We start from the raw sequence: 21,976 nt of genomic DNA, 5'->3' as shown, positions 1-21,976 counted from the left end.
GACTTCGCGGAAGTGGTACGAGCGCGTCACGTCCGCGCAGCACACGCTTAACACGCGTCCGGCATATTTGTGGATGTCGGAAGGGCGGGAGCGGCTCCCCGCCCCACCGGCACCAAAACGGCGTCACGGACCTCCGGAGCGGCTCCCGGACCTCCACCGACGCCATGGACGCGCAGACCCGGCCTGACCCGGCACGCGTCCCTCGCGGGGACCGCCGTCGTCCCGCCCCCCGGTATCGGGGGTGCGGCGGTCCCCGCGAAAGCTTTTCCACGGCGCCCGCCGCCCCCTGCGCCCACGTGTCCGGACAGGGCGGGCGCGGCCGGTCACTTCTCCCAGTCGCGGTCCTGCGCGGAGCGCCGTCGGCCGACGAAGAGATCGGGGTTGCTGCGGGCGGCCTGGACCACGTTGACGCCGACGATTCCCACCCACGACGCGATCAGGCCCGGCAGGTGCGCGACGCCCGCGCCGATCGCGGACAGCGGGACCGCCAGCACCAGCGAGACGATGCCGAAACCGAAGCGCTCGCCCCAGGAGTCCGTCGCCCTCGGCGAACGGGCGTCCCGGGCGGCCGCCATCTGCTGCTCGGCGAACTGCCGCCGCACCCGGCGCTCCACCGCGCCGTCGATGCGCCGGTCGACCTTCTCCAGGAACGAGTCCACCAGCGCGGACTCGTACTCCTCGCCCAGCTCCCTGCGGGTCTGCAGGGTGGCGTCGAGTTCCTTCTTCAGGTCCGTGTCGCGCGCTTCCATGGTGGACTCCCATCCCGTCATGAACACCCACCGTAGGCAGCCGCCACCGCGCCCGCACTGGGGTTAGCCCCCGTCTCCGGGGTCGGGTCCGTCGGGGAGGGGGCTTCGGTCCGCGTCCGGGCGCGCGGGGCCGCTTCGGGGGCTCGGCCGGGGGCGGTTCGCGGGCTGGGTCGGGGTGCTTCGGGGGTGCGCCGGGCCGCTCCGGGGGTTCCGGCCGGATCACCAGGGGGCGCCGGGGCGCACCTGTGGTCACCAGTGGTCACGAGTCGTCCCTTGCCTGGCTGTATAGGGTCATGCAGAGTTTTTGACGGGTGAATACCACGTCGCTCGACGCGGGACGGGCCGACCGGCCGCTCACGGAGGTCGGGTGCGCGGCGGCCGGCCGCTGGACCTGTTCACGGACATCTGGAGGGGGAGCGGGGCATGAGCGCGGAGACGAAGATCGGTGAGGGTGGGACGGGTCCGGCGGTGGCGGACAGTCCCGCCGCCCGGCTGCAGGCGCTCTTCGAGGGGCACCGGCTGACGCCGACCCAGCGGCGCATCGCGCACAGCATGGTGCGGCGCGCCGCCGACGTGCCGTTCCTGTCCAGCGTGGAGCTGGCCGAGCTCTCGGGCGTCAGCCAGCCGTCGGTGACCCGCTTCGCGGTCGCCCTCGGCTTCGACGGCTATCCCGCCCTGCGCAGGCATCTGCGCGAGGTGGCGCCCGCCGAACAGTCGGCCGGCTCGGCCTCGTACAACGAGTACCAGCAGGCCGTCGAGGCCGAGATCGAGAACCTGAGGCACCTCGCCGAGCTGCTCGCCGATCCCCGGCCGGTGCGGCGGGCGGGCCGGCTGCTGGCGGCCTCGCGTCCGCTGCCCGTCCTCGGACTGCGGGCCGCCGCCTCCCAGGCGTACGGCTTCGCGTACTTCGCCGCCAAGGTCCATCCGGACGTACGGCTGCTGAACGAGGGCGGCACGATGATCCACGACCGCATCGACGCCGCCGTCCGGGCGGGCGCCTCCGCCCTGCTCTGCTTCGCGCTGCCCCGGCACCCGCGCGAGGTCGTCGACACCCTCGCCTATGCCAGGGAGGCCGGGCTGAGCGTGGTGACGGTCGCCGACTCCGCGTTCGCGCCGGTCGCCAAGGTCTCCGACCTGCTGCTGCCGGCCGCCGTCGGCACCGGGCTCGCCTTCGACACGGCGTGCGCGCCGATGCTGCTCGGGCGGGTGCTGCTGGAGGCGATGTGCGACGACCTGCCCGACGCGCAGGCCCGGCTGGAGGAGTTCGACGCGCGGGCGGCGGCCCGGGGGCTGTTCGTGGAGTAGCCCCGGGCGAGCAGATCCGGGCGAGCAGATCCGGTCGAGCAGATCCGGTCGAGCAGATCCGGTCGAGTAGTCCCGACCGAGTACGCCTGTCACCCGTCGCCCGTCACCCGTCGCCCGTCGCCCGTCACCCGTCACCGGTCGGGCGTACCTCGTTCCCGTCATCTCGGCGGTGCGGAAACCGGTCCGGCTTTTTGCGCCGGACTCTCAGACTCGTCTCACGTTCGCTCACTAGTCTGACCGGCCACGAGACTGTGCCTGAGTGACGAGGAGGCGGACGTGGCACGCGGAGGGCAGGGGCTGGCTCGGGTGGCCGTCGTAGTACGGGCCGGGGCCGCGCCGTTGTGGTGGTGCGGGGTGTTCGCGGCGGGGGTCGGCGTCCTGGTGCCGGGCCTGACGGGACGGCGGATCGGGGTCCTGGCCGGGGCCGCGCTGTTCATCGTGGCCGCGGCGGCGGTGGCGCTGCGCGGCCGGCGCCGGTTCACCGAGCTCGGCCGGGGCGCCGCCCGGGCAGGCAAGCACGACGTGCTCCAGGACCGGTCGGTGACCGTGCGCGCCTGGCGGCGCGGCCACCGCTGGTGGCTGCTGCTCGCCTTCCTGGCCGCGCTGGGCGCTTCCTTCGCGGCGCCCGCGGCCGGCGGCATGCTGCTCGCCGGCTGCGGGGCCGGGCTGCGGTGGAAGGCCGCCTGGCTCGGGCGACGCGAGCGGGACGACGACGCGCTGCTGTGGGTGCGCGTCGACTGGCTTGACCGGCGCGGCGGACGCCCGGCCGGCAAGGCCGTCAAGGCGTACCGCAGCACCGGCATCGCAGCGGGCGACGCGGCCCCGGGCGGAGCCCGCCGCCGCACCGCGGCGCTGGTCTAGGGCCGGGCTAGACCTCCAGGTCCTCCTCGATCTTCTTCAGCTGGTGGCGGGCCATCGCCAGGTTGGCCCGCTTGGCGTCCAGGACCAGGTACATGAACAGTCCGTTGCCGCCGCGGCCGCTGATCAGCCGGATCAGGTGGTACTGGTCGTTCAGCGTGATCAGGATGTCCTCGATCTGCCCCTTGAGCCCGAGGTGTTCCATGGTGCGCATCTTGGCGCGCACCACGTCGGTATTGCCGGCGGCGGCGACGTTCAGGTCGAACGTCTTGCTGCCGCCCATCGTGCCCAGCGCCATGCCGCTGGTGTAGTCGACGAGTGCGACGCCGGTCGCGCCCTCGATGGAGGCGAGGCATTCCTTCAGGGTGGTTTCGGTGTTGGCCATGACGTGTGCTCCTCGGTTCCTGTCAGCTTTCCGTGGTGGTGCGCGCGTTGGCAGTGGCTGGGCCGCGCGCCGTTCTGGTCCGTACGGTCGGGGGTTTGGCGGGCGTCCGCACCGGCGGCTTCGCGGGGAGCTTCGGCAGCGCCTCGGCGGGGGCGGCCGGCGTCTGCCGGGCCGCCGCCTCCCACGCGTCCACGAGCTCCCCGACGCGGGCTCCCGCCCGGCGGCCCTCCAGGTGCAGACGGCCGACGTTGACGCGGTCCTGCGCGAGCAGCGTCAGCACGGCGGACTCGCCGGCCGCGTACGTCGCGACGTAGCCGTAGCGGCCGCGCACGAGCAGCTCGCGGAAGTCGCCCTGGCCGGTGGTGTCCGCCATCCGCACCGCGACGCCGAGGGCGGCGGCGGTCAGCGCGGCCACCACCTCCGGCTCCACGCCGGGCGTGTCGTGGGCGAGCACGAGACCGTCCACGCCGGCCGCGAGCGCGCCGGTCAGCTGGGGCACACGGGCCCGCAGCCGCCGGAGTTCGTCGAGTATCTCGGGCGCCGAGGCCATCAGCTCGCTCCTCTCGGCACGCGGTCGCTGCCGTTCAAAGGGCCTCCAGCGCATCCCTGAGCCTCTTCAGCAGGGTGATGTCGGGGTCGTTGACGCGGGGCAGGGAGATGCCCGGCGGGGGATCGGCGGCCGCCGCGGCGCCCTTGGCGAGCGCGTGGCGGGGCGGGAGCGCGGGAGCGGCCGCGGTCTGGGTGCGGGGGGCGCGCGGTGGCGGGAAGAGAGCCGTCAGCAGACCCGCGGCCGCCAGCCGCCGGACGTCGACCAGCGTGTGGAAGGCCTGCCGGCCCAGCTCGCGGGCGATGTCCGGCGCGGTGCGCACGCCGTCGGCCAGGGCCAGCACCGCGTTCTGCCGGGCGGTCGGCGCCGGCCCGGCGACGGTGTCGGACCGGCGCAGCGGCGCGCCGTCGGACAGCGGGTCCGGCCACAGCCGGTGCAGCAGTTCGCGCCGGCGCAGCGTCTCGCGCTCGACGGCGTCGACCGGGACCGGTCTGAGGGAGCCGAGCCAGTGTCCGGCGCCGTAGCGGAAGTGGCCCGGGGTGCTGCTGGGAGCGAGCGCGAAGTACGCGGCGTCGTACACCGCCTCCAGGTGGCACAGCTCCAGCGCGCCGCGCGGGACCCGCCCGGCGTCGAGCAGCAGACGGGCGGCGCCGTACTCCTCGTCGGCCCGGTCCACCGCGTCCTGCCAGACGGCGGGGGCGAGGGTGCCGTGGGCCAGGAGGAGTACGTCGAGGCCCGGGGCGAGAGGACTCTCGGCGTGCACCACGCGGCCCTCGGCGAGGTAGAGCGACCCGCGCTCGCGCTCCAGGACGCCCGTCGCCCGTTCGGCCGCGAGCCGGGTCAGCATCGGCGACAGTCCGCCGCCGCGCTCCCGGGCCCCGGACTTCTCCCGCACGGGCAGCCGGGGCGGCGGGGTCGTCCCCTGCGGGGGCGTTCTCACCGCGGTCACCCCAGCACCAGCCGTCCGGCCATTTCGCCCAGCCGGATCCGGGCCAGCGCCAGGTTGCCGTCCGGCCGGGACAGCCACACGTGCAGGAACACGCTGCTGTCGAAGGACGTCGGCACGAAGCGGAGCACGTGGTAGCTGTCCCGGTTGCTGATGATCAGATCCTCGACCGGGGGATCGGCGGGGGCTCCCGCGCCCGGCACGTCCGTGCCCTCGGGCCCGTCGAAGCCTTCGTAGCCGTCGGGCGTGAACGCCCGCTGTTCGGCCGTGAGCCGGGCGACCTCGGCGGCCTCGGCCGCGGCCGCCTCGTGGTCGCCGCCGGGGAACTCCCCGACCGCGCCCAGGGCGAGCCCGCTCGTCCAGTCGACCAGCGCGGCGCCCCGGGCGCCGGGCAGCCGCATGGCCTCCAGTAGACACTCGTCGATTCCGGGCACCGTTGGCTCCCCTCCCGCCTGCGGTTCGGCTGAGTGATGAAGAAGCTACGCAACGTATGCGCGGGGGGTGAGTCTTCTGGCATTTTCCAGCGGAACATGCGGCCGGTGACTAAGGTGGGTCGACTGACCTCGTTCCGGGGTGTCTTGGCGCCTCGTGCGTCCCATCAACACCGTGGCCACCGGTGCGCGTCAACGGCGCGCGTGTCCTGGCGGGGTGGTGAGCGCGATGGCGCGCGCCCCCGACCGTCTCGCTCGGCCTTCTCCCCCTGCCCTTCTCTCTCCCGCCCTCCTTGCCCCCGCCCTTTTCTCCCGTCTCGGGCGGCGGGTCGTCGCGCCCGCGTATTGACTAGCTCTATTCAGCGAGTCAGGATGTGAATAACAACAGCAAAATCCGCCGGGATCACCCATCCGCAAGGAGGCCGACCATGTCAGGACCCCGCCCCGTACGAGCGCCGCGCGGTACGGAACTGAGCGCCCTGGGATGGCAGCAGGAAGCCGCCCTGCGGATGCTGCAGAACAACCTCGACCCCGAGGTCGCCGAACACCCCGACAAGCTCGTCGTCTACGGCGGCACCGGCAAGGCGGCCCGCGACTGGCGCTCCTTCGACGCGATGGTCCGCACGCTCAGGACGCTGAAGCAGGACGAGACCATGCTCGTCCAGTCCGGCCGCCCGGTCGGCGTCATGCAGACGCACGAGTGGGCCCCGCGCGTCCTCATCGCCAACTCCAACCTCGTCGGCGACTGGGCCAACTGGGAGGAGTTCCGCCGGCTGGAACAGCTGGGCCTGACCATGTACGGCCAGATGACCGCCGGATCCTGGATCTACATCGGCACCCAGGGCATCCTCCAGGGCACCTACGAGACCTTCGCCGCCGTCGCCGCGAAGAAGTTCGGCGGCACCCTCGCCGGGACCATCACCCTCACGGCCGGCCTCGGCGGCATGGGCGGCGCCCAGCCGCTCGCCGTGACGATGAACGACGGCGTCGCGATCTGTGTCGACTGCGACCCGCGCGCCATCGAGCGCCGCATCGAGCACCGCTACCTGGACGTCAGGGCCGACAGCCTCGACCACGCCCTCCAGCTCGCCGTCGAGGCCCGTGACCAGCGCAAGCCGCTCTCCATCGGCGTCCTCGGCAACGCCGCCGAGCTCGTCCCGCAGCTGCTCGCGATGGACGCGCCCATCGACATCGTCACCGACCAGACCTCGGCCCACGACCCGCTGGCCTACCTGCCGACCGGGATCGCCTTCGAGGACATGGCCGACGCCGCCGCGAAGGACCCGGCCGGCTTCACCGCCCGGGCCCGCGAGTCCATGGCGAAGCACGTCGAGGCGATGGTCGGATTCCTGGACGCCGGCGCCGAGGTCTTCGACTACGGCAACTCCATCCGCGGCGAGGCCCAACTCGCCGGATACGACCGGGCGTTCGCCTTCCCCGGCTTCGTGCCCGCCTACATCCGCCCGCTGTTCTGCGAGGGCAAGGGCCCCTTCCGCTGGGCGGCCCTGTCCGGCGACCCGGCCGACATCGCCAAGACCGACAAGGCCATCCTCGACCTCTTCCCGGAGAACGAGTCCCTCGCGCGCTGGATCAAGCTGGCCGGCGAGCGCGTCCACTTCCAGGGCCTGCCCGCCCGCATCTGCTGGCTCGGCTACGGCGAGCGCGACAAGGCCGGCGAGCGCTTCAACGACATGGTCGCGAGCGGCGAGCTGGCGGCCCCGCTGGCCATCGGGCGCGACCACCTCGACTGCGGTTCCGTCGCCTCCCCGTACCGCGAGACCGAGGCCATGCTCGACGGCTCCGACGCGATCGCCGACTGGCCGCTGCTCAACGCCATGGTGAACGTCGCCTCGGGCGCCTCCTGGGTCTCCCTCCACCACGGCGGCGGCGTCGGCATGGGCCGCTCCATCCACGCGGGCCAGGTCTCGGTGGCGGACGGCACGAAACTGGCCGGCGAGAAGATCCGCCGCGTGCTGACCAACGACCCCGGCATGGGCGTCATCCGGCACGTGGACGCGGGGTACGACATCGCGGAGACGGTCGCCGACGAGCGGGGCGTGCGGGTGCCGATGCGCGAGGGTGACGACGCGTGACCCTTCCGGGAGACGAGCGGAGCGGCAACGGGCCGGCGGGAACCGGGGCCTCCCCGGCGGGCGCGGGGCCGGCCGCGTCCGGCGGTTCCGCCCCGCGCAACGACAGCCCCCGGCCCGGGGCGGCCGTACGCCCGGGCGGCGGCTCCTTCCACGAGATGTGGCGGGAGCTGCGGCCCCTCGGGCGGCACCCCGACTCCGGCGGCTACCGCCGCTACGCCTGGACCGCCGCCGACGCCGAATGCCGTGCCTGGTTCCAGGAGCAGGCCCGGGCCCGCGGCTTGGGCTACGAGGTCGACCGGAACGGCAACCAGTGGGCCTGGCTCGGGGATCCCACCGCCGGGGACGCCGTCGTCACGGGGTCGCACCTCGACTCCGTGCCCGACGGGGGCGCCTTCGACGGGCCCCTGGGCGTCGTCTCCTCCTTCGCCGCGCTCGACGAACTCCGCGCGCGCGGCGTGACGTTCGCCAAGCCCCTCGCCCTCGTCAACTTCGGGGACGAGGAGGGCGCCCGGTTCGGGCTCGCCTGCGTCGGCTCGCGGCTCGCCGCCGGGCAGCTCACCGTCGAGCAGGCGCACCGGCTCACCGACGGCGAGGGCATCACCCTCCCGCGGGCCATGGAGGCCGCCGGACACGACCCCGACGCCATCGGGGCCGACCCCGAGCGGCTCGGCCGTATCGGCGCCTTCGTCGAACTGCACGTCGAGCAGGGCCGGGCGCTGGACCTGTCCGGCGACCGCGTCGGCATCGCCAGCGCCATCTGGCCGCACGGACGCTGGCGGTTCGACTTCCGGGGCGAGGCCAACCACGCCGGCACCACCCGGCTCGTGGACCGGCACGACCCGATGCTGTCGTACGCCGAGACGGTCCTCGCCGCCCGCCGCGAGGCCGAACTCGCGGGCGCCGTCGCCACCTTCGGCAAGATCTCCGTCGAGCCGAACGGCGTCAACGCCATCCCCTCCCTGGTGCGCGGCTGGCTCGACTCCCGCGCCGCCGACCAGGCCACCCTCGACCAGGTGGTGGGCGGCGTCGAGAAGGCCGCCCGCGACTACGCCGCCGCCCACGGCGTCGACCTGGACGTCGTCCGGGAGTCGTTCACGCCCGTCGTCGAGTTCGACCACGCCCTGCGCGACGAACTCGCCCGCATCCTGGGCAGGGACACGGCCCAGGACCCCGGCCTCAAGGTGCCCGTCCTGGGCACGGGGGCCGGACACGACGCCGGAATCCTCTCCGGGAGCATCCCGACCGCCATGCTGTTCGTGCGCAACCCCACGGGCGTCTCGCACTCCCCGGCCGAGTTCGCCGCCGAGGACGACTGCGTGGCCGGGGTGCTCGCACTCGCCGACGTACTGGAAGGGCTGGCCTGCAGGTGACGCACACGCGGACGTACTGGCTGGAGCACGCCTGGCTCGACACCCACGTCGAGCCGGGAGTCGCCGTCGACGTCGCGGACGGCCGGATCACCGCCGTCCGCACGGACACGCCGGCCCCGCCCCCCGGCGCCGAGATCCTGCGCGGGCTGACGCTCCCCGGGCTGGCGAACGCCCACTCGCACGCCTTCCACCGGGCCCTGCGCGGCACCGTCCAGGTCGGCTCCGGCACCTTCTGGACCTGGCGCGAGGTCATGTACGCGGTCGCCGACCGGCTGACCCCGGAGACCTATCACCAGCTGGCCCGCGCCGTGTACGCCGAGATGGCGCTGGCCGGCATCACGGCGGTCGGCGAGTTCCACTACCTGCACCACGCCCCCGGCGGCACCCCCTACGCCGACCCCAACGCCATGGGCGAGGCCCTGATCGCGGCCGCCGCCGACGCCGGCATCCGCATCACCCTCCTCGACACCGCGTACCTCTCCTCCGGCTTCGGACAGCCCCCCAACACCCACCAGCTGCGGTTCTCCGACGGCAACGCGCAGGCCTGGGCCGAACGCTGTTCAGTTCTCAAAGAACGGGATCACGCGCGGATCGGAGCGGCCGTCCACTCCGTACGGGCCGTGCCCGCCGACCAGTTGGAAGCCGTGGCGCGATGGGCCGAGGAGCGACGGGCCCCGCTCCATGTGCACCTGTCCGAGCAGAGCGCCGAGAACGACGCCTGCCGGGAGGTCCACGGGTGCACCCCGACGCAGCTCCTCGCCCTGCACGGGGTGCTCGGGCCGCGCACCACCGGCGTCCACAACACCCACCTGACCGCCGAGGACGTCTCCCTCATCGGCGGCAGCGGCACCGGCACCTGCATGTGCCCCACCACCGAACGCGACCTCGCCGACGGCATCGGACCGGCGGTCGCCCTGCAGAACGAGGGCTCCCCGCTCTGTCTCGGCTCCGACAGCCACGCCGTCATCGACCTGCTGGAAGAGGCGCGTGCCATGGAACTCGACGAGCGCCTGCGCACCCGCACCCGCGGCCACTGGACCGCGGCCGCGCTGCTGCGCGCCGCGTCCGCCGACGGTCACGCGGCCCTCGGATGGCAGGAGGCGGGAACGATCGAGGCGGGCGCCCTCGCCGACCTCACCACCATCGCGCTCGACTCGGTCAGGACGGCGGGGCCGCCGCCCCGGCTCGGCGCCGAGACGGCCGTATTCGCCGCGACCGCGGCGGACGTGCGGCACACGATCGTGGGCGGGCGTCATGTCGTACGCGACGGGGCGCACGCGCTCGTACCGGACGTGCCGCAGGCCCTCGCGCGGGCCGTCGAAGCCCTGCACGGCTGACCACCGCCCCCTGCCCGGCCACCCACGAGGACACCATGAGCAGCACCGTCATCACCCACATCGCCACGCTGGTCACCAACGATCCCTCCCTCGGCGACGAGTCCCCCCTCGGCCTGATCCGGGACGCGGCCGTCGTCATCGACGGCGACCGCGTCGCGTGGACCGGTGAGTCAAGCAAAGCACCCGCCACTGACAACCGGGTCGACGCCGGCGGCCGGTCGCTGCTCCCGGGCTTCGTCGACTCCCACTCCCACCTGCTCTTCGCGGGCGACCGCACGGAGGAGTTCAACGCCCGGATGTCGGGCCGCGGTTACACGGCCGGCGGCATCCGCACCACGGTGGCGGCCACCCGGGCGGCGAGCGACGAGGAACTGGAGGCGAACCTCACCCGTTACCTGAGCGAGGCCCTGAGCCAGGGCACCACCACCTTCGAGACCAAGTCCGGCTACGGCCTGACGGTCGCCGACGAGGCACGCGCCGTGCGCCTCGCCGCCGCCCACACCGACGAGGTCACCTACCTCGGCGCCCACATCGTCTCCCCCGACTACGCCGACGACCCCGCCGCGTACGTGGCGCTGGTCACCGGCGAGATGCTCGACGCCTGCGCCCCGCACGCCCGCTGGATCGACGTGTTCTGCGAGAAGGGCGCCTTCGACGGCGACCAAGCCCGCGCGATCCTCACCGCCGGCCGGGCGAAGGGACTGCACCCCCGCATCCACGCCAACCAGCTGTCGTACGGCCCCGGCGTCCAGCTGGCGGTCGAGCTGGACGCGGCCAGCGCCGACCACTGCACCCACCTCACGGACGCGGACGTGGACGCGCTCGCGGGCGGCGCCACGGTCGCCACGCTGCTTCCCGGCGCCGAGTTCTCCACCCGCGCCGAGTGGCCGAACGCCCGACGGCTGCTGGACGCGGGCGTCACCGTCGCCCTCTCCACGGACTGCAACCCCGGCTCCTCCTTCACGTCGTCCGTGCCGTTCTGCATCGCGCTCGCGGTGCGGGACATGGGGATGACCCCGGACGAGGCGGTGTGGTCGGCCACGGCGGGCGGCGCGGCGGCCCTGCGCCGCACGGACGTGGGCCGCGTGACGCCCGGCGCGTACGCCGACCTGACCCTCCTGGACGCTCCGAGCCACGTCCACCTGGCCTACCGGCCGGGCGTGCCGCTGGTGTCGGGGGTGTGGCGCAGGGGCGTACGCGTGGTCTGAGGGCCCGGGTCGGCGGGGCTCTCGGCGGCGGTCCGCCCCCGGTCCGCCGCCGACCTGCCCCACGCGGTGCCGGCGAGCACGAGCACCGCGCCCACGAGGCCCGGCCACCCCGGCCGGTCCCCGGCGAGCGCGATGCCCACCGCCGCCGCCCACACCGGCTCGGTGCCCAGCAGCAGACTGACCCGGGACGGCGACGTACGGCGGACCGCCCACATCTGCACGAAGAACGCGAACAACGTGCAGAACACGGAGAGATGAACCAGACCGGCCCAGTCGCCGGCGCCGAAGTCCGCGGCGGCGGCCCAGGGCGAGGCTCCCGTCCCGGGCACGGCGGCCAGCACAGCGAACACGACGACCGCGCCGCCCAGCTGGACGGTCGTCAGCGACAGCGCGTCCGCCCCGCGCACCGACTCCATCCGCGCCATGGCCAGCACGTGCACGGTACGGGCGACGGCCGCTCCCAGCATCAGCACATCGCCCCCGGACGGAGCGGTGAACCCGGCGCCCTGTGTCAGCAGCGCCACGCCGAGCACGGACAGACCCGCCGCCGCCATGAACGAGCCCGGCAGCCGCACGCCCCGCACCCGGCTCTCCGCGAGCGGCGTGAACACCATGGTCAGGCTGATGATCAGCCCGGCGTTGGTCGCGGAGGTGTGGACAACGCCGTAGGTCTCCAGCAGGAAGATCCCGGCGAGGACCAGCCCCAGCATCCCCGCCCCGCGCCACTGGACCCCGCTGAGCGCGCGCAGTCGTCGCCGTCCCACGACCGCCAGCACGGGCAGCACCACGGCGAACCGCAGCACCAGCACGGCCGGCACGGTGTCCGCCGTGGTGACGCCCTTCGCCGCGAGATAGCTCGACCCCCACACGACGGCGACCAGCAGAACGGGAAGATCGGCGAGTCCGCCGAGGCGGGCGGGGACGGCGGGGGAGGCGGGCATGGGGCTCCTCATGCGCAGATGACGGGGCCGTCCCAGCGGCTCTGCTGGTCAGAGGGCTGGGTCAGCGTAGTCGTCGGGCGGGATCCCGCCGGCGGGTTTCCACGATGAGGACAGCGGGCGCTTCGGGGCCCTTCGGGGGTGCGGCGTCGGCGTTCAGCACAGTGGGCGGGCAGACGTCCGCGCCCGGACGATCGAGGGGGTCGATCGTCCGGGCGCGGACGGCGGCGGTCGCCGGCGGGAGGGCACGCGAGCGGGCGGGACCGGGCCCCGCCCCTGTGCCCCGGGCTGCTACTCCTCGACCGTCAGTGCCTTGCGCAGTCGCACCAGCGTGCGCGACAGCAGCCGCGACACGTGCATCTGCGAGATGCCGAGTTCCTCGCCGATCTCCGACTGCGTCAGACCGGCGACGAAGCGCAGGGAGAGGATCTGCCGGTCGCGGGGCGCGAGCTCGGCGATCAGCGGCTTCAGCGACTCGATGTACTCGATGCCCTCGAGGCCGTGGTCCTCGTAGCCGATGCGGTCGGCGAGGGCGCCTTCCGCGTCGTCGTCCTCCGGCTGCGCGTCCAGCGACGACGCCGTGTAGGCGTTCGAGGCGGCCATGCCCTCGACGACCTCGTCCTTGGAGAGGCCGAGACGCTCGGCCAGCTCCGCGACGGTGGGCGCCCGGTCGAGCTTCTGGGCCAGCTCGTCGCCGGCCTTGGCCAGGTCGAGCCGGAGCTCCTGCAGCCGGCGCGGGACCCGCACCGACCAGGACGTGTCGCGGAAGAAGCGCTTGATCTCGCCGATGATGGTTGGCATCGCGAAGGTCGGGAACTCGACTCCGCGCGAGAGCTCGAAGCGGTCGATCGCCTTGATCAGGCCGATGGTGCCGACCTGGATGATGTCCTCCATCGGCTCGCTGCGGGAGCGGAACCGGGAGGCTGCGAACTTGACCAGCGCGAGGTTCAGTTCGACGAGGGTGTTGCGGACGTACGAGTATTCGTGCGTGCCCTCCTCGAGCGACTCCAGTCGCGCGAACAGGGTCTTGGACAGGGCCCGTGCGTCGACGGCCGCGACCTCGTCGTACGGGGGGATCTCCGGGAGTCCGGCGAGGACGTCGGTGGGGTCGACGTTCTGCACCGCGTCCCGCGCGATGGGTTCCAGACTTTTCAGTTCCGGAGGGGGTGTCGACGTGGCTCCGCGGGTATGCGGTGCGTCGAGCCGGGGTGACATGAGTCCTCCATCGTTCTCGGCGTAGGCCGCCGAAGCCAGTGAGCGCACTTCGGTGTGCGGCGCCTCCAAAGCCGGCCGTGTCGGTTGCGTGCTTCTACTAGCCCTACCCGCTTTACTTGAACGATCGCAAGTGCATTTTGTACGTCTATGTCCGTTTGTGTGCGATTGTTCGGGTGTTGAGGTGCGGGTCGAAGGCGTAGGGTTCGAGGGCGTCAGAAAGCAGTTCGCGACCCCAGGAGAAGAGACGGCATGGACCGCGGGACGGTCGGCAGCGCACAGTCGGGCCGGCTTCTGGTCGAGGTGCGGGAAGAGGGCTCCAGTGCCGTCGTGACCCCGGCGGGTGAGTTGGATCACCACACCGCCGATTTGTTGCGTGAGCCACTCGAAGCCTGCCTTGACGGAGGCCGCAATCGTTTGGTGGTGGATTGCACCCGCCTGGAGTTCTGCGACTCCACGGGACTCAACGTGCTGCTCGGCGCCCGCCTGAAGGCGGAGGCGGCCGGTGGCGGAGTCCATCTGGCGGGGATGCTTCCCGTGGTGGCGCGGGTCTTCGAGATCACCGGGGCGGACGCCGTGTTCACCGTGCACGACACGGTCGAGGCGGCCCTGGCCGACGAGCGCGACGGACGCGAAGGGCGCGACGAGGACGGCTGAGTTCCGCCGTCCGCTCGGAGTCGACGCGACACGGGCGAGAACGGGGGGTGTCCCGCCGGTTCCGCCGGGCAGGAGACATCCTGAACCCGAACATGTCGGCGGCGACGTCGAAGCAAACGCCGTCCGGCTACGTACAGACTCCAGAGATCCGACTGTTGAAATTGTGAACCGGTGAATCGGGGAATCGGTGAGGTGAAGCGCTGATGAGCACCACCCGGCCTTACTCGCCGGGCGACCGCGGCCCGGAGCCCAGTGGAGCTTCCGGGGCGTCCGACGGGGGCGCTCAGGGCGCTGGGACGTCCGACGGAGGCGCGCCTGCCGTGGCGTCCGGGTCGCCGGGCGGCCCTCAGGTACGTCGGCTGAGCTTCGAGGGCGCCAGCGGCGTCGTCCCGCTCGCCCGCGACTTCGCCCGCCAGGCGCTGTACGCGTGGGGCTGGCTGCCCGCCGCCACCGCCGACCAGCGGGCCGCCGCGGAGGACGTGCTGCTCGTCGTCTCCGAGTTGGTCACCAACGCGTGCCTGCACGCCGAGGGGCCGGACCGGATGGTCCTCGGCTGCGACAACAAGGTGATCCGCGTCGAGGTCTCCGACCGCGGCACGGGCCAGCCGGCACCCCGCACCCCGCACCGCGCGGGCCGCCCCGGCGGACACGGCATGTTCATCGTCCAGCGTCTCTGCCTCGACTGGGGCGTCGTACGCACCCAGGGCGTCGCCGGCAAGACGGTCTGGGCGGAACTGGGCGCCCCGGCCTGACCCCCGGGCATCGGCCTGGGCCCCCGGGCATCGGCCCGCCCCGGGCTTCGGCTCCCCGGGTATCGGCCTGACCCCTCGGGGCTTCGGCCGGCCCTCGGGTGTCGGCCTGCCCCCCGGGCGTCGGCTGCTCCCGGGGCTTCGGCCGGGCTCTGATCGGGTTCGGGCCCGATCCCGCGCCCGGGCGCTCGCCCTGCCCTCGACGACGCGCCGACGGGGCGGCCGGCCCCGGTGCGGCGCGCCGGACCCGGCCCCTGCTGCAGACCCGACGCGACGACGTCCGGCATCGCCTGGCCGACGGCGTGAGGCCGCTGTGCGCGGCGCGTCCGCAGGCGCGTGGGGGAGTTCCGGTGGCGGTCGCGGTCGCCGGTCGCCGGGGGAGTCGCCGGTCGTTCGTTGCCCGTGACGCCGAGCGGTGGTGTCGTTGCGTGGCGGCAATGGTCGTCGGTGGCGTGAAGTCGCTGTGCCGATGGGTCCGGGGGCGGCCGGCGGCTGTCCGCCGTCGGTTGGCGGGGCGTGGCGCCGGTGGTCCGTCGGGGCGGGCGGCGGAGTCGGCGTGGCACGCGTCCCGGGCGGCTTTCGACGTCCTCGGAGCCCTCCTACGCCGTGCGCCGGATCGCCACAACTCCGGCCCGTACCTTCTCTTCCCTCCTCATCGCCCCGGGCGTACCTTGACGGCTCAATCTGATGCCTCGTCAGTAAGGCGGGGCGGTGGGAGTGAGGGGACGGGACCGTGTCGAACCGGAAGCGAACCGCCGTGCTCGCGACTGCCGCGGCCCTGGCCGGCTCGGCGGTGCTGACGGCCGCCCCGGCGGCCGTGGCCGAGGTCGTGAACGTCAACTACGGCTGCAAGACGCCCATCGGCGACAAGAGCGCCGTCTCGCCGATCGACATCAAGGGCGTCAAGAGCGGCAGCGGCTACAAGATCACGATGTCCTGGCAGAAGGGCGTCTCCTCCAGCCCCGTCGAACTCGGGGCGGGCTCCATGAAGCCGAGCGCCACCATCGAGCTGGGCGGCGCCGACAGCGGCGCCCTGACGGTCACCGGGCCGGCCAACCAGGCCGCGATCCCCGAGAACACGCCCATCAAGATCAACGACCTGAGCGGCACCTACACCCCGAAGAAGACCGGAAAGGTCACCTTCACGGCCGGCGTGCTGACCATCAAGGCGCTCGGCACGACCACCACGTGCACGCCCGCCGGCAACCCCGGGCCCTCCCTCACCCTCGACGTGACCGCGGCGGGCGGCGGCACGTCCGGCGGCGGCACGACGGGCGGTTCGACCGGCGGCACCGCCGGCGACGGCGGCTCCGGCGGCGGACTCCCGCAGACCGGCCCCCAGGACTCCGCGATCGCCCTCGGCACCCTCGGCGGCACCGTCCTGCTCGCGGGCGCGGCGGGCGCCCTGTGGCTGACCAGGCGCAACCAGCCGGCCCGCGCCCGCCGCTGACCGCACCGCACCCGTACGAGCGCTGGAGCCGCCGATGCCGTACGCCACCGCCCGCGTCCTGCTGCTGTCCCTGCCGCTGCTGCTCGCCGCCGTGCCGGCCGCCGGCCCGGGCGGCTGGTCGGCGTCCCCCGCCGGCCCGGGACGGCCGTCGTTCTACGCCGAGGGCACGCCCGGGGCGGCGCTGCGGGACACGGTCGCCGTGACCAACCCTGGCGCCCGGCCGCTCTCCGTACGGCTGCGCGCCACCGCTCCCGGTCTGCGCGCCACCGCTCCCGGCCTGCGCGTCGCCTTCGCCGAGGCCGCCCTCGACATCCCCGCCCGCACCCGCGCCGAGGTGCCGTTCACGGTGACGGTCCCGGCGGACGCGAGCCCCGGCGACCGCGCCGGCGAGATCGTCGTACGGGACACCGCCGGGCGGGAGAGTCACGTCCGGCTGCTGATCCGGGTCGGCGGTCCCGAACTGGCCGCGCTGACCGTCGAGCACGTGGCCGTGCGCGGCGACCGCATCACCTACGAGCTGGTCAACCGCGGCACCACGGAACTCGTCCCACGGCTCGCCGTGCACGCCGACGGCGTCCTGGGCGCCGTCCTGGACCGCGCCCCGCGCACCCTGCCCGTGCGGCTGCCACCGGGCCGCCGCCTCACGCTCCACGAACCCTGGTCCGACCGCCCCGCCCTGGACGCCGTCACCGTGCGCCTGACGGTCACCGCCCCCGGCGCGGCGCAGGCCACCGGGCGGGCGTCGGCGCGGTTCGTGCCCCGGGGCGCGGCGGCGGCCACGGCGGCCGGTGCGCTCTCGCTGACGGCGACCGCCGTCCTCGTACGACGACGCCGGCGCCGCCCGGCCGCCGCGGAAGCCGAGCCGAGGGGAGCGCTGACGTGAGAGGCACGCTGCGGATCACGGCGACGGCGACGGCGCCGGTCCTGCTCCTGCTGCTGCTCCTGGTCCCGTCGGCGGGCCGGGCCGCCGCAGCCGACAAGCCGGTGGTCGAACTCTCCACGGCGCAGGCGGGCGCGGGCGGCTCGATCACCGTCACCGGCAGCGGCTGGCGGCCGCGCACGCTGCTGATGCTGCTGGTCTGCGGCCGGGCCACGCCGGCCCGGGGCGTGATCGGCGGCACCAACTCCTGTGCCAACGCCGACGGACGGGCCGTCACCACCGACGCCGACGGCCGCTTCAGCCGGGGGCTGCCGGTGGCCGAGCCGCCGGCGCCCTGCCCCTGCGTGGTCCACGTGGCCACCGCGACCGGCGCGAAGGCGCAGGCCGACGCGGTGTTGCAGGTGGCCGGGCATCCGGTCGAACCGCTTCCCGCGCGGACGGGGGGCGGACGTCTGTCCGTGCTCACCGACACCAGGCTCGACGGCTCCGGCGGCCTGCTGACCTGGTTCGGGGCGCCGCCCGCCCGGACCCTGGTGTTCACCGTCGGCAACGTCGGCACCGCGGCCGTCGAGAACCCGGTGTTCCAGGTCGGCACCGCCCACGGGGTGTTCGCCCCGCAGTGGGACGAGCGGCAGTGGCGCGGCACGATCCGCCCCGGTGGGAAGGCCCGTGTCGAACTGCCCGTCGAACTCGCGGCCGGCGCCCACGGCGACTACACCGTCTCCCTGAAGTACGGCGGGAAGGTGCTCGCCGAGCAGCCCTGGGGGGTGGGCCGCCCCTGGGGCGTGACCCTGTTCTGGGTCCTGCTCTGTCTGGTGGCGCCGGCGGCGGTGTTCCGCATCGGGCTGGCGGTGGTGGACCGGGTGCGCCCGCGCCACCCGGGCCGCGGGCCCGGCCGTGCCCCACGACGCGGGCGTGGCACGGCCGTCCGGGCTCCGGAGCCCGCCCCCACCGCGAACACGACCCTGCCGTGGTTCACCCCGGACACCGGTCTTCCGGGCCCGGCGGGCCGGCTCGTGACACCGCACGAAGCCGGCCCCACGAGCCCTCCGAGTCCCCCACCCCCCTCAAGCCCCCCACCCTCCTCAAGTCCCCCACCCTCCTCAAGCCCCCAGGCCCGCCAGGCCCGCCAGGCCTCCCAAGGCGCCCCGAGTCCGACGACTCCCTCCACCACCACCCCCACCACTCCCACGACTCCGGCAGGAAGGGATCCACGTGAGTGAGAGAGCCATGCCACCCGACCGTCCCCCCGCGCGCAGGCGCGCCACGGCCGCGGCCGCCGCCGTCATGCTCACCGGCGCGGCCGTCCTGCTCGGCGTGACCGCAGGGCAGGCGCAGGCCGCCGAGGTCTCCTACGCCACCAAGTGCGTCCCGCCCTCGGGCATCGGCCTGCCCGACGTCAACGGCACCACCAAGGTCGAGATCACCGCCCCGGCCACGGCGAAGGTCGGCGACACCGTCGACGTCGTCTGGAAGTTCACGCAGGCCGCGTCGAAGAACCCCGACATCATCGACCTGCCCGCGAACTCGGTGCAGCCGTCCGGCACCCTGAAGGCGGCCGGCGCGCAGACCGCCGACATCGCGATGCAGGGGCCGCGCGAGAACCCGGCCATCCCCAAGGGCGGCGCGATGACGCTGTCCGACATGAAGGGCACGCTGAAGCTGACGGCGGCGGGGCAGGTGACGCTGACGCCGGACGCGTACGTGGTCAACGCGCTGTCGACGGACACCAAGTGCGCGCCGACCGAGGCCGTCCAGCCCGCGGCGACCATCATGGTGACGGCCGGGGGAGAGAGTTCGGGCTCGGGTTCGTCGAGCGGCAGCCCCTCCCAGAGCGGGTCGTCGACTCCCACCGCGTCGGGCACGCCCAGCGGTTCCGGGTCGCCGTCGTCGTCCGCCACGCCCACCCCGACCTCGTCCGCGACCGGCGGCGGTCGGACCGACTTCACCGGCAAGGTCGTCGACATCCCCTACACCTGCGCCTCGCCCATCGGGCAGAAGAAGGCGACCTCACCGATCCAGATCAACGCCAGGAAGAACGGCGGGAGTTACGACCTCACCGTGCAGTTCAAGAAGTCGGTGATGGACAGCCCGATCGACATCCCGGCCGGCAAGGTGAAGCCGACCATGCAGGTCGTTCTCGGCGGCTCGGACTCGGGCTCGGTGAAGGTGGAGGGCCCGCTGAACTCCGCGGCGATCCCGCAGAACTCCCCGATCGAGATCCCCGACCTGAAGGGCACGTACAAGCCCGGCGCGACCGGCGAGTCCACGCTCTCTCCCGGCGTCCTGGTGATCGAGGCCATGGGTACGACCACCACGTGCACCCCGGACAGCACGGCGGTCTCGCTGACCCTGGACACCGAGGAACAGGCCGGCGGCGCGTCGGGCGCCGGCGGTTCGTCGTCGTCCTCCGGTGGCAGCGCGTCCAGCGGCGGTCTCGCGGAGACGGGTTCCGGCGACCACGGCGCCCTGAAGGCGCTGGGCCTGGTGGCGGGCACCGCGGTCCTGCTGGGCGCGGCGGTGTTCACGTTCCTGCCGGGACGGCGACGGATGCGGTGAGGCGCGGCGACCTCAGATCTTGCTCAGAACCGCGCAGATCGTTTGCTTTCAAGATCACTTCTGGAATAACTTCCCCGAAGTTCGCGCAAGCAAGCGAGCAATTGCACTGCCCGCGAGGCAAAGATGCAGTTGAAAGATTGACCATTGCGTTCGATGTCTCGCGAAGGAAAGAGGAGCAAATGATCTGGGGGAAGAAGGTGGCGGGCGGGGCGCTCGCCGCCGTCCTCATCGCGACGGGAACCGGTCTGGCGACGGCGGCGCCGGCCGAAGCGGCGGGGGCCAAGTACAAGTGCAAGGCCGAGGTGCACCTCGACCTCGGCCGGCCGAAGGCGACGTCCTCGTGCAAGAAGTCCGCCTCCGGCAAGAAGGTGACCAAGCACCGCGTCAAGCTGGTGTGCGACGTGGTCCGCGGCCGCGGCACCCCGCACGAGATCCCGTGGATCCTGTTCGGGCCGTGGGTGAAGCCGGGGCAGAAGTCGACCGTGATGTGCGGGTTCAGCAGCTTCACCCGGTCCTGGTCGGTCGAGACCAAGTCCTGAGGCCGGGCCTCACGGTTCCCTGAGGCCGTACGCGAAGGGCCGCCACACCGTGCAGGTGTGGCGGCCCTTCGCACAAGGCGGCGACGGGGACGTCAGTGGACGTCGCCCATCAGCGACTTCACCTTCCGGCGGTACATCCACACCGCGACGCCCGCGAGGGCGGCGAGGGCGGCCTCGCCCAGGACGGCGGGCGTGCCGCCGAGGTCGACGCCCGCGATGGCCGGGTTGGACAGCAGGCTGGTGACGGAGTCGCCCGCGGTGACCGCGAGGAACCACACGCCCATCATCTGGCTGGCGTACTTGGCCGGCGCCATCTTCGTGGTCACCGACAGTCCGACCGGCGACAGGCACAGCTCGCCCACGGTCTGGATGAAGTAGATGCCCACCAGCCACATCGGGCTCACCGCGGTGCCGTTCGCCGACATCGCCAGCGGAATCAGGAAGAAGAAGAACGACACACCGATGAGGACCAGCGCCATCGCGAACTTCACGATGGTGCTCGGCTCCTTGCCGCTCCGGTTCAGCCACAGCCACACCCACGCGAAGACCGGGGCCAGCGCCATGATGAACAGCGGGTTCAGCGACTGGTACCAGGACGACGGGAAGTCGAAGCCGAGCAGCGAGCCCGCGGCCTTGCCCTCGCCGAAGGCCTGGACCGTGGACGCGCCCTGGTCGTAGATCATCCAGAACACGGCGGCGGCGACGAAGAACCAGATGTAGCCGGTCATCTTCGACTGCTCGGTGGCCGAGAGCTCCTTGTCGCGCTTGATGCGCAGCAGCACGCCCGCCGGGATCACCAGACCGATGACCGTGAGCGGGATCATCGCCCAGTTCAGCGTGAAGTGACCGGTGGCGCCGACGACGCCGTAGAAGACGGTCGCGGCGATCAGCCAGAGCAGGCCCTTGCGCAGCCAGGCCGCGCGCTCCTCGGCCGCCAGCGGCTTGGGGACGACGCTGCTGCGCGGGCTCAGGTTGCGCGTGCCGAGCAGGAACGAGACGAGCCCGATCGCCATGCCGACGGCGGCCATGCCGAAGCCGAGGTGCCAGTTGACCTCCTGGCCGACGGTGCCGATGACCAGCGGGGCGAAGAAGGCGCCCGCGTTGATGCCCATGTAGAAGATGGTGAAGCCGCCGTCGCGGCGCGGGTCCTCCGGGCCGTCGTAGAGGTGGCCCACCATGGTGGAGATGTTGGCCTTGAGCAGACCGGAGCCGGCCGCGACCAGCGCCAGACCCGCGAAGAACGGCGCCTGGCCGCCGGGCAGCGCCAGCACGAGGTGACCGGCCATGATCGTCACGGCTGCGATGGTCACGGTCTTGCGCGGGCCCCAGACGCGGTCGCCGAGCCAGCCGCCCGGCATCGCGAGCAGGTACACCATCGCCGAGTAGACGGAGACGATCACCGTGGTGGTGGCCACGTCCATCGCCAGACCGCCGCCCATGCTCCCCTTGCCGGCGCCGGGGCCGCCGGAGAGCAGGTAGACGGTGAGCAGGGCCTTCATGCCGTAGTAGGAGAATCGCTCCCACATCTCGGTCATGAAGAGAGTGGCCAGTCCGCGGGGGTGGCCGAAGAAGGTCTTCTCGGGGCCGGGGGTGCCCGGGCGGACCGAATCCTTCGTCAGGCTGGACGCCATGTCGTTCCTTGCTGCTCGGGACGCGCTGCACTTCGGCGGTGCGCGCCCGGTGGGGGGCGGCCGGCACCGGCGGACCGCGTCGTCCACCCCTACGCCCGGAGGGAGTCCGCTCCGGGTCTCGAAGCGGTGGAC

Annotated in this window: 21 protein-coding genes; 13 read left to right on the top strand and 8 right to left on the bottom strand. The window is 73.3% G+C overall.

Features of this window, described 5'->3' with window-relative positions:
* Positions 1 to 323 precede the first annotated feature (323 nt).
* Positions 324 to 749 (bottom strand): hypothetical protein, encoded by a 426-nt coding sequence (locus ACZ7DE_RS15100; RefSeq protein ID WP_470762013.1) that lies wholly within the window; start codon positions 747 to 749, stop codon positions 324 to 326.
* Positions 750 to 1,172: 423 nt separating this feature from the next.
* On the opposite strand from ACZ7DE_RS15100, the gene ACZ7DE_RS15095 reads away from it, so the two are divergent.
* Together ACZ7DE_RS15095 and ACZ7DE_RS15090 are read left to right on the top strand one after the other, a co-directional pair.
* Positions 1,173 to 2,054, top strand: coding sequence for a MurR/RpiR family transcriptional regulator (locus ACZ7DE_RS15095; protein WP_470761223.1), 882 nt, complete (start codon positions 1,173 to 1,175; stop codon positions 2,052 to 2,054).
* Between the two features lie 276 nt (positions 2,055 to 2,330).
* Entirely contained in the window at positions 2,331 to 2,915 is a 585-nt protein-coding gene (locus tag ACZ7DE_RS15090) for a hypothetical protein (RefSeq protein ID WP_470761221.1), read from the top strand.
* A 7-nt stretch (positions 2,916 to 2,922) separates the two neighbouring features.
* Here ACZ7DE_RS15090 and ACZ7DE_RS15085 read toward each other — a convergent pair whose 3' ends face one another.
* Genes ACZ7DE_RS15085 through ACZ7DE_RS15070 form a run of 4 tightly spaced genes read right to left on the bottom strand, consistent with a single transcriptional unit; the run spans position 2,923 to position 5,224 of the window.
* Positions 2,923 to 3,297 carry a roadblock/LC7 domain-containing protein gene (locus ACZ7DE_RS15085; protein WP_020128504.1) on the bottom strand — a complete coding sequence of 125 codons (375 nt, stop codon included), beginning with the start codon at positions 3,295 to 3,297 and terminating at the stop codon, positions 2,923 to 2,925.
* Between the two features lie 22 nt (positions 3,298 to 3,319).
* Positions 3,320 to 3,847: a roadblock/LC7 domain-containing protein gene (locus ACZ7DE_RS15080; RefSeq protein ID WP_470761219.1), complete on the bottom strand. Its 528-nt coding sequence runs from the start codon at positions 3,845 to 3,847 to the stop codon at positions 3,320 to 3,322.
* A 34-nt stretch (positions 3,848 to 3,881) separates the two neighbouring features.
* Entirely contained in the window at positions 3,882 to 4,793 is a 912-nt protein-coding gene (locus ACZ7DE_RS15075) for a transcriptional regulator (RefSeq protein WP_470761217.1), read from the bottom strand.
* Positions 4,790 to 5,224 carry a hypothetical protein gene (locus ACZ7DE_RS15070; protein ID WP_470761215.1) on the bottom strand — a complete coding sequence of 145 codons (435 nt, stop codon included), beginning with the start codon at positions 5,222 to 5,224 and terminating at the stop codon, positions 4,790 to 4,792. Before ACZ7DE_RS15070 ends, ACZ7DE_RS15075 begins: the two co-directional genes overlap by 4 nt.
* A gap of 425 nt (positions 5,225 to 5,649) precedes the next feature.
* On the opposite strand from ACZ7DE_RS15070, the gene hutU reads away from it, so the two are divergent.
* The 4 genes from hutU (at position 5,650) to hutI (ending at position 11,229) form a co-directional block, all read left to right on the top strand.
* Complete coding sequence (hutU, locus tag ACZ7DE_RS15065) at positions 5,650 to 7,314, top strand: urocanate hydratase (protein WP_470761213.1); 1,665 nt, start codon at positions 5,650 to 5,652, stop codon at positions 7,312 to 7,314.
* Between the two features lie 155 nt (positions 7,315 to 7,469).
* A complete protein-coding gene (locus ACZ7DE_RS15060; protein ID WP_470762011.1) occupies positions 7,470 to 8,684 on the top strand; it encodes an allantoate amidohydrolase in 1,215 nt (404 codons plus the stop codon).
* A complete protein-coding gene (locus ACZ7DE_RS15055; RefSeq protein ID WP_470761212.1) occupies positions 8,681 to 10,021 on the top strand; it encodes a formimidoylglutamate deiminase in 1,341 nt (446 codons plus the stop codon). The genes ACZ7DE_RS15060 and ACZ7DE_RS15055 overlap by 4 nt, the downstream gene beginning before the upstream one ends.
* A 35-nt stretch (positions 10,022 to 10,056) precedes the next feature.
* On the top strand, positions 10,057 to 11,229 hold the full coding sequence (gene hutI / locus ACZ7DE_RS15050) for an imidazolonepropionase (protein WP_470761210.1): 1,173 nt from the start codon (positions 10,057 to 10,059) through the stop codon (positions 11,227 to 11,229).
* On the opposite strand, the gene ACZ7DE_RS15045 is transcribed toward hutI, so the two are convergent.
* Together ACZ7DE_RS15045 and ACZ7DE_RS15040 are read right to left on the bottom strand one after the other, a co-directional pair.
* Complete coding sequence (locus ACZ7DE_RS15045) at positions 11,169 to 12,170, bottom strand: DMT family transporter (RefSeq protein WP_470761208.1); 1,002 nt, start codon at positions 12,168 to 12,170, stop codon at positions 11,169 to 11,171. The genes hutI and ACZ7DE_RS15045 overlap by 61 nt on opposite strands.
* Before the next feature lie 288 nt (positions 12,171 to 12,458).
* On the bottom strand, positions 12,459 to 13,382 hold the full coding sequence (locus ACZ7DE_RS15040; RefSeq protein ID WP_470761206.1) for an RNA polymerase sigma factor SigF: 924 nt from the start codon (positions 13,380 to 13,382) through the stop codon (positions 12,459 to 12,461).
* Positions 13,383 to 13,631: 249 nt separating this feature from the next.
* On the opposite strand from ACZ7DE_RS15040, the gene ACZ7DE_RS15035 reads away from it, so the two are divergent.
* The 7 genes from ACZ7DE_RS15035 (at position 13,632) to ACZ7DE_RS15005 (ending at position 20,213) form a co-directional block, all read left to right on the top strand.
* Positions 13,632 to 14,036 carry an STAS domain-containing protein gene (locus ACZ7DE_RS15035; RefSeq protein WP_470761204.1) on the top strand — a complete coding sequence of 135 codons (405 nt, stop codon included), beginning with the start codon at positions 13,632 to 13,634 and terminating at the stop codon, positions 14,034 to 14,036.
* A 203-nt stretch (positions 14,037 to 14,239) separates the two neighbouring features.
* Positions 14,240 to 14,788: an ATP-binding protein gene (locus ACZ7DE_RS15030; RefSeq protein WP_470761202.1), complete on the top strand. Its 549-nt coding sequence runs from the start codon at positions 14,240 to 14,242 to the stop codon at positions 14,786 to 14,788.
* A 730-nt stretch (positions 14,789 to 15,518) separates the two neighbouring features.
* Positions 15,519 to 16,235, top strand: a complete 717-nt coding sequence (locus ACZ7DE_RS15025; RefSeq protein WP_470761200.1) for an LPXTG cell wall anchor domain-containing protein — start codon at positions 15,519 to 15,521, stop codon at positions 16,233 to 16,235.
* 34 nt (positions 16,236 to 16,269) lie between these two features.
* Complete coding sequence (locus ACZ7DE_RS15020; RefSeq protein WP_470761198.1) at positions 16,270 to 17,118, top strand: hypothetical protein; 849 nt, start codon at positions 16,270 to 16,272, stop codon at positions 17,116 to 17,118.
* Complete coding sequence (locus tag ACZ7DE_RS15015) at positions 17,115 to 18,338, top strand: hypothetical protein (protein WP_470761196.1); 1,224 nt, start codon at positions 17,115 to 17,117, stop codon at positions 18,336 to 18,338. Before ACZ7DE_RS15020 ends, ACZ7DE_RS15015 begins: the two co-directional genes overlap by 4 nt.
* Before the next feature lie 64 nt (positions 18,339 to 18,402).
* Positions 18,403 to 19,674, top strand: a complete 1,272-nt coding sequence (locus ACZ7DE_RS15010; RefSeq protein ID WP_470762010.1) for a hypothetical protein — start codon at positions 18,403 to 18,405, stop codon at positions 19,672 to 19,674.
* A gap of 179 nt (positions 19,675 to 19,853) precedes the next feature.
* Entirely contained in the window at positions 19,854 to 20,213 is a 360-nt protein-coding gene (locus ACZ7DE_RS15005; protein ID WP_470761194.1) for a hypothetical protein, read from the top strand.
* 92 nt (positions 20,214 to 20,305) lie between these two features.
* On the opposite strand, the gene ACZ7DE_RS15000 is transcribed toward ACZ7DE_RS15005, so the two are convergent.
* On the bottom strand, positions 20,306 to 21,844 hold the full coding sequence (locus tag ACZ7DE_RS15000) for a peptide MFS transporter (RefSeq protein WP_470761193.1): 1,539 nt from the start codon (positions 21,842 to 21,844) through the stop codon (positions 20,306 to 20,308).
* Positions 21,845 to 21,976: the final 132 nt, after the last annotated feature.

Source organism: Streptomyces sp. NPDC037083, from assembly GCF_055606485.1.
This window is presented reverse-complemented; position numbering and strand designations above follow the sequence as displayed.

Coding starts and splice junctions, on each gene's coding strand:
- ACZ7DE_RS15100 (WP_470762013.1), bottom strand. CDS start 749: ATGGAAGCGCGCGACACGGACCTGAAGAAGGAACTCGACGCCACCCTG.
- ACZ7DE_RS15095 (WP_470761223.1), top strand. CDS start 1,173: ATGAGCGCGGAGACGAAGATCGGTGAGGGTGGGACGGGTCCGGCGGTG.
- ACZ7DE_RS15085 (WP_020128504.1), bottom strand. CDS start 3,297: ATGGCCAACACCGAAACCACCCTGAAGGAATGCCTCGCCTCCATCGAG.
- ACZ7DE_RS15080 (WP_470761219.1), bottom strand. CDS start 3,847: ATGGCCTCGGCGCCCGAGATACTCGACGAACTCCGGCGGCTGCGGGCC.
- hutU (WP_470761213.1), top strand. CDS start 5,650: ATGTCAGGACCCCGCCCCGTACGAGCGCCGCGCGGTACGGAACTGAGC.
- ACZ7DE_RS15060 (WP_470762011.1), top strand. CDS start 7,470: ATGTGGCGGGAGCTGCGGCCCCTCGGGCGGCACCCCGACTCCGGCGGC.
- hutI (WP_470761210.1), top strand. CDS start 10,057: ATGAGCAGCACCGTCATCACCCACATCGCCACGCTGGTCACCAACGAT.
- ACZ7DE_RS15045 (WP_470761208.1), bottom strand. CDS start 12,170: ATGCCCGCCTCCCCCGCCGTCCCCGCCCGCCTCGGCGGACTCGCCGAT.
- ACZ7DE_RS15040 (WP_470761206.1), bottom strand. CDS start 13,382: ATGTCACCCCGGCTCGACGCACCGCATACCCGCGGAGCCACGTCGACA.
- ACZ7DE_RS15035 (WP_470761204.1), top strand. CDS start 13,632: ATGGACCGCGGGACGGTCGGCAGCGCACAGTCGGGCCGGCTTCTGGTC.
- ACZ7DE_RS15030 (WP_470761202.1), top strand. CDS start 14,240: ATGAGCACCACCCGGCCTTACTCGCCGGGCGACCGCGGCCCGGAGCCC.
- ACZ7DE_RS15020 (WP_470761198.1), top strand. CDS start 16,270: ATGCCGTACGCCACCGCCCGCGTCCTGCTGCTGTCCCTGCCGCTGCTG.
- ACZ7DE_RS15010 (WP_470762010.1), top strand. CDS start 18,403: ATGCTCACCGGCGCGGCCGTCCTGCTCGGCGTGACCGCAGGGCAGGCG.
- ACZ7DE_RS15005 (WP_470761194.1), top strand. CDS start 19,854: ATGATCTGGGGGAAGAAGGTGGCGGGCGGGGCGCTCGCCGCCGTCCTC.
- ACZ7DE_RS15000 (WP_470761193.1), bottom strand. CDS start 21,844: ATGGCGTCCAGCCTGACGAAGGATTCGGTCCGCCCGGGCACCCCCGGC.